The following is a 4,653-nucleotide window of genomic DNA, read 5'->3' on the forward strand; positions in this document are numbered from 1 at the left end:
CCGCGCGCCCGGCGGCGCCGCGGCGGCCGCCGCCCGCCTGGAGCCGCTGCGCGCGTTCGCCGGCCCGTTCCGCGACCTGCGCGTGCGCGGCGAGGCCGAGGCCGGGACGGTCGAGTACCGCTTCACGCCGACGCGGATCGAGGCGCGCTGGACCGCGCGGGCGCGCGGCGGCGTCGTGACGTTCCCCAGCTGGGGCCGCCAGACGCGCATCCGTGAGCTGCGGCCGGGCACGTTCGCGATCGGTCGCGGCTACACCGTGACGGTGCGGGGCGCACGGCGCACGGGGATCGTGCACCCGCGGCCGCAGAGCGCGAACCCGAACCCGGGTCCGACGCTCGCGGTCGAGCTCGCCGGCACGCAGCTACGCGCCCGCATCGTGCCGGGCTGACCGGTGCAGGTGCGACGATCCGGTGGTGATCGTCGCGGCCGTCCTGGCGGGAGTGCTCGTCGTCGTGGTGGTGCTCGCGGCGCTCGGGCTGCGGCGTGAGCGCCGCCGCGCGGAGGCGGCGGAGACCGAGCGCGCACGGCTGGTGGCCGAGCTGCTGCGGCGCGAGCGCGAGGTGGTGGAGCTCGAGCCGTTCCGTGAGCGCGTCGAGCGGGCGCCGGACTGGCTGTGGACCGCGGACGCCGACGGTGTGATCACGTACTCCAACGCACGTGAGCTGCCGGTCGGCACGCGGCTCGAGTCGCTCGGGTGGGCGGGCGTCGTCAAACGCGGCGAGCGCACCGTGGACACGCGCTCGGTGCGCACGGACGCGGGCTGGCTCGGGATCGACCGCGACCTCACGGAGGCGGTCCCGGCGCGCGTCGCGATCGTGCGCCGGCCGATCGTGGACGGGCGGCGGCAGGTCGTGGGCTACGAGCTCGTCGGGGACGGCGACGTACTGGCGTCCTTCCCGCCGGGCGAGCTCGTCGCGCTCGCGGCCGGGCGCGCGCTGTGGCTGGCCGTGGACGGCGACGTCCCGCCCGCGCTGGCCGCGACGCTCCAGCTCGCGCCCGACACGCCGGTCGAGCGCGCGCGGGCGCTGCGGGAGGCGGGGTTCACGCTCGCGCTCGACGGCTACGACGGTCCGACCGCGCTGCTCGAGCACTGCGCGTCGGTCAAGGTGCGCGCGGACGGGCGCAGTGACGACGAGTTGCAGGCCCTGATCGCCGAGCCCGCCGAGCGCGGCCTGGAGCTGGTCGCCACGCACGTCGGCGACGCGGACGAGTTCACGCGCTGCCGCGTGCTCGGCTTCAGCCACTTCCAGGGCGACTTCTTCGCGCGTCCCCGTGGGGGCGACGGGCCGGGCACGGGCGCGCTCGCGTCGCTGCAGGCGCTCGGTGAGCTGACGGCCGCGGACCCCTCCTTCGAGGACCTCGAGCGCATCATCGGCGCCGACGTGGGCTTGAGCCTCGCGCTGCTGCGTCACGTCAACTCGGCCTACTTCGCGCTGCCGCGCAAGATCGACAGCGTGCGCGAGGCGCTCACGCTGCTGGGGACCAAGGCCGTGCGGCGCTGGGCCACGGTGGTCGCGCTGGCGGGCGCCGCCGAGGCGCCCGACCAGGTGGTGGCGCTCGCGCTGCTGCGCGCGCGGATGTGCGAGCTGCTCGGCGCGGGAGCCGACGAGGACGACCGCGACGGGCTGTTCACCGTCGGGCTGCTGTCGGTCGCGGACGCGCTGCTGGACGCGCCGATGGAGGAGGTGCTCGGGGCGCTGCCGCTGTCGGACGAGATCACGGGCGCGTTGCTGCGCCACGAGGGGCGGCGCGGGCGCATCCTGGGCACCGTGCTGCGCTACGAGCAGGGCCGCTTCCCGGCGGACGGCGCCGAGCCGGGCGAGCTGGCCGAGGCCTACCTGGAAGCGCTGCGCTGGGCCGACGAGACCGGCCGCTGGCTCGCATGAGCATCCGCGCAGCGATGCTTGAAGCGGCCGCCGACGGCGCCGCGTCAGCGGCTGCCCGGATGGTCCGCCCATGAGCCGGATGCCGCTGCGCTTCCAGCTCACGCTCGCGTACACCGGCGTGATGGCCGTGCTGCTCGCGATCGCGGGCGTCGCGCTCAGCCTGCTGGTGGCGCAGAACCTGGACTCGACGATCGACGACGGGCTCAACGCGCGCGCCCGCGATGCCGCCGCCGTGATCGACGGCGGCCTGCTCGAGAGCACGGGCGAGCCGTACGCGCAGAAGCTGACGACGCTCGGCGTGGTGCTGGACACGACGAGCGGCGCGGGCCCGGCGCCGTTGATCAGCGGCGCCGAGATCCGGCGCGCGGCGCGCGGCGACGTGTTCGTCGAGCACCGGCGCGGCGGGACGGACCTGCGCCTGCTCGCCCGGCCCGTGGCCAGCTCGGGCCGGCCGGCGATCCTCGTCGTCGGCGAGCCGCTCGCCCAGCGCGAGCGCGCGCTCGACGCGCTGCACGCGCGGCTGCTGGTCGGCGGCCCGCTGGCGCTGCTGATCGCGTCCGCGATCGGCTACGCGCTCGCCGCCGCGGCGCTGCGCCCGGTCGAGCGGATGCGCCGGCACGCGGCCGAGATCACGGCCGCGCAGACCAGCGAGCGGCTGCCGGTGCCGTCCGCCAACGACGAGGTCGGCCGGCTGGGCCGCACGCTCAACGAGATGCTCGACCGCCTCGAGGTTGCGTTCAAGCGCGAGCGGGCGTTCGTGAGCGACGCCTCGCACGAGCTGCGCACGCCGCTGGCGATCCTGCGCACGGAGCTCGAGCTCGCGCTGCGGGGCGAGCACACGATCGAGGAGCTCCAGGACGCGCTGCGCTCGGCCGCCGAGGAGTCCGAGCGGCTTTCGCGGCTCGCCGAGGACCTGCTCGTGATCGCCCGCTCCGACCAGGGCCGGCTGCCCGTCCGGCCTGAGCCGATCGACGCCGGCGAGCTGCTCGCGCGGGTCGCCGGCCGCTTCCGCACGCGGGCGCGCGCCGAGGGCCGCCCGCTCGCGCCCGACCCCTCACCCGGCGTGGCGCTCGAAGCCGACCCGGCCCGGATGGAGCAGGCGCTCGCGAACCTCGTCGACAACGCGCTCCACCACGGGCAGGGCACCGTCCACCTGAGCGCGCGGCGCGTGAACGGGTGCGTCGAGCTGCACGTGCGCGACGAGGGGCCCGGGTTCCCGCCCGACTTCCTGCCGCGCGCGTTCGAGCGCTTCACCCGCGCCGACGAGGCCCGCACCCGCGGCGGCACCGGGCTGGGGCTGGCGATCGTGGCGGCGATCGCGACCGCGCACGGTGGCAGCGCCCACGCGGCCAACCGCGAGTCAGGCGCGGACGTGTGGCTGTCGCTTCCTCATCTTTGACTCATTGTGCGCGATCATGGTGGGAGCCATGAGAGTGCTGGTGGTCGAGGACGAGATCAAGATGGCGAGCCTGATCCGGCGCGGTCTGCGCTCGGAAGGGCTGGCGGCCGACGTGGCCATCAAGGGCGAGGATGCCCTGTGGATGGCCGGTTCCACCGGGTACGACGCGATCGTGCTCGACGTGATGCTCCCGGGCATGGACGGCTTCGAGACGTGCCGTCGCCTGCGTCAGGAGGGCATCTGGTCGCCGGTGATCATGCTCACCGCGCGTGACAGCGTCGAGGACCGTGTCGCCGGCCTGGACGGCGGCGCCGACGACTACCTCACCAAGCCGTTCTCGTTCGCCGAGCTGCTCGCCCGCCTGCGCGCGCTCGCCCGTCGCGGCCCCGTGGAGCGCCCGGCGGTGCTCGAGGTCGGCACGCTCAAGCTCGACCCGGCCGCGCGCCGCGTCTGGCGCGAGGACACCGAGGTGAACCTGAGCGCCAAGGAGTTCCAGCTGCTGGAGACGTTCATGCGTCACCCGGGCGAGGTCCTCTCGCGCTACCAGCTGCTCGAGCACGCGTGGGACTACGACTACGAGAACCGCTCGAACATCGTCGACGTCTACGTCCGCTACCTGCGCGACAAGATCGACCGCCCGTTCGGCGTCACGCAGCTCGAGACGGTCCGCGGCGCGGGCTACCGCCTCAAAGACTGAGTCCGGGAACCCGTCGGCGGCGGCGGGTGTAGAAGAGGGCGGTGGCTCGAGCGCTCACGGAGAGCGAGCTCATCGCCCTCGCCTCCGAGGGTGACGGCGACGCGTACGCGTCGCTCGTCCGTGCGCACCAGGACATCGCCTTCCGGACCGCCATGCTCATCACGCTCAACGCCGCCGACGCCGAGGAAGCCGCCCAGGACGCGTTCATCAAGGCGTGGCGGGCACTGCCGCGCTTCCGCGCGGGTGAGCCGTGGCGGCCGTGGCTGCTGACGATCGTCGCCAACGAGGCGCGCAACCGGCGCCGCTCGGCGGGACGCCGGACGGCGCTGGAGCTGCGGGCGGAGCCGCCACGCGAGGACGTGTCGGCCGAGGCCACCGTGCTGGCGACCGAGTCCCGCGCGGCGCTGCTGGGAGCGCTCGGCCGCCTGCGCGAGGACGACCGGCTCGTGCTCGGCTGCCGCTTCCTGCTCGAGCTCTCCGAGGCCGAGACCGCCGCCGCGCTCGGCGTGCGCAAGGGCACCGTGAAGTCGCGCACCTCACGTGCGCTCGAACGCCTGAAGGTGGAGCTGTGAAGCCGGACCTCGAACACGCCCTGCGCGAGCTCGACGTGGACTGGCCCGTCACGCCCGACCTGGCGGCCGCCGTGACGCCGCGCCTCGCGGCGGAGCCGC

5 protein-coding genes are annotated in these 4,653 nt (G+C 75.2%); all 5 read left to right on the forward strand.

Annotation, left to right across the window (positions count from 1 at the left end; translation table 11 throughout):
• A partial coding sequence (locus tag OJ962_RS33925) for a hypothetical protein (protein ID WP_270006933.1) occupies nt 1-388 on the forward strand: 388 nt, incomplete at its 5' end.
• A 25-nt stretch (nt 389-413) separates the two neighbouring features.
• Nucleotides 414-1,886, forward strand: coding sequence for an EAL and HDOD domain-containing protein (locus OJ962_RS33930; protein WP_202955137.1), 1,473 nt, complete (start codon nt 414-416; stop codon nt 1,884-1,886).
• Between the two features lie 70 nt (nt 1,887-1,956).
• A complete protein-coding gene (locus tag OJ962_RS33935; protein WP_202955138.1) occupies nt 1,957-3,285 on the forward strand; it encodes a sensor histidine kinase in 1,329 nt (442 codons plus the stop codon).
• Nucleotides 3,286-3,313: 28 nt separating this feature from the next.
• Nucleotides 3,314-3,982: a response regulator transcription factor gene (locus OJ962_RS33940; RefSeq protein ID WP_202955139.1), complete on the forward strand. Its 669-nt coding sequence runs from the start codon at nt 3,314-3,316 to the stop codon at nt 3,980-3,982.
• A 41-nt stretch (nt 3,983-4,023) separates the two neighbouring features.
• The gene (locus tag OJ962_RS33945) at nt 4,024-4,554 is read left to right on the forward strand and encodes an RNA polymerase sigma factor (protein WP_202955140.1); all 531 of its coding nucleotides are present in this window, start codon (nt 4,024-4,026) and stop codon (nt 4,552-4,554) included.
• The last annotated feature ends 99 nt before the right edge of the window (nt 4,555-4,653 follow it).

Origin of the sequence: Solirubrobacter deserti (assembly GCF_027587175.1) — a bacterium.
Taxonomy (GTDB): domain Bacteria; phylum Actinomycetota; class Thermoleophilia; order Solirubrobacterales; family Solirubrobacteraceae; genus Solirubrobacter; species Solirubrobacter deserti.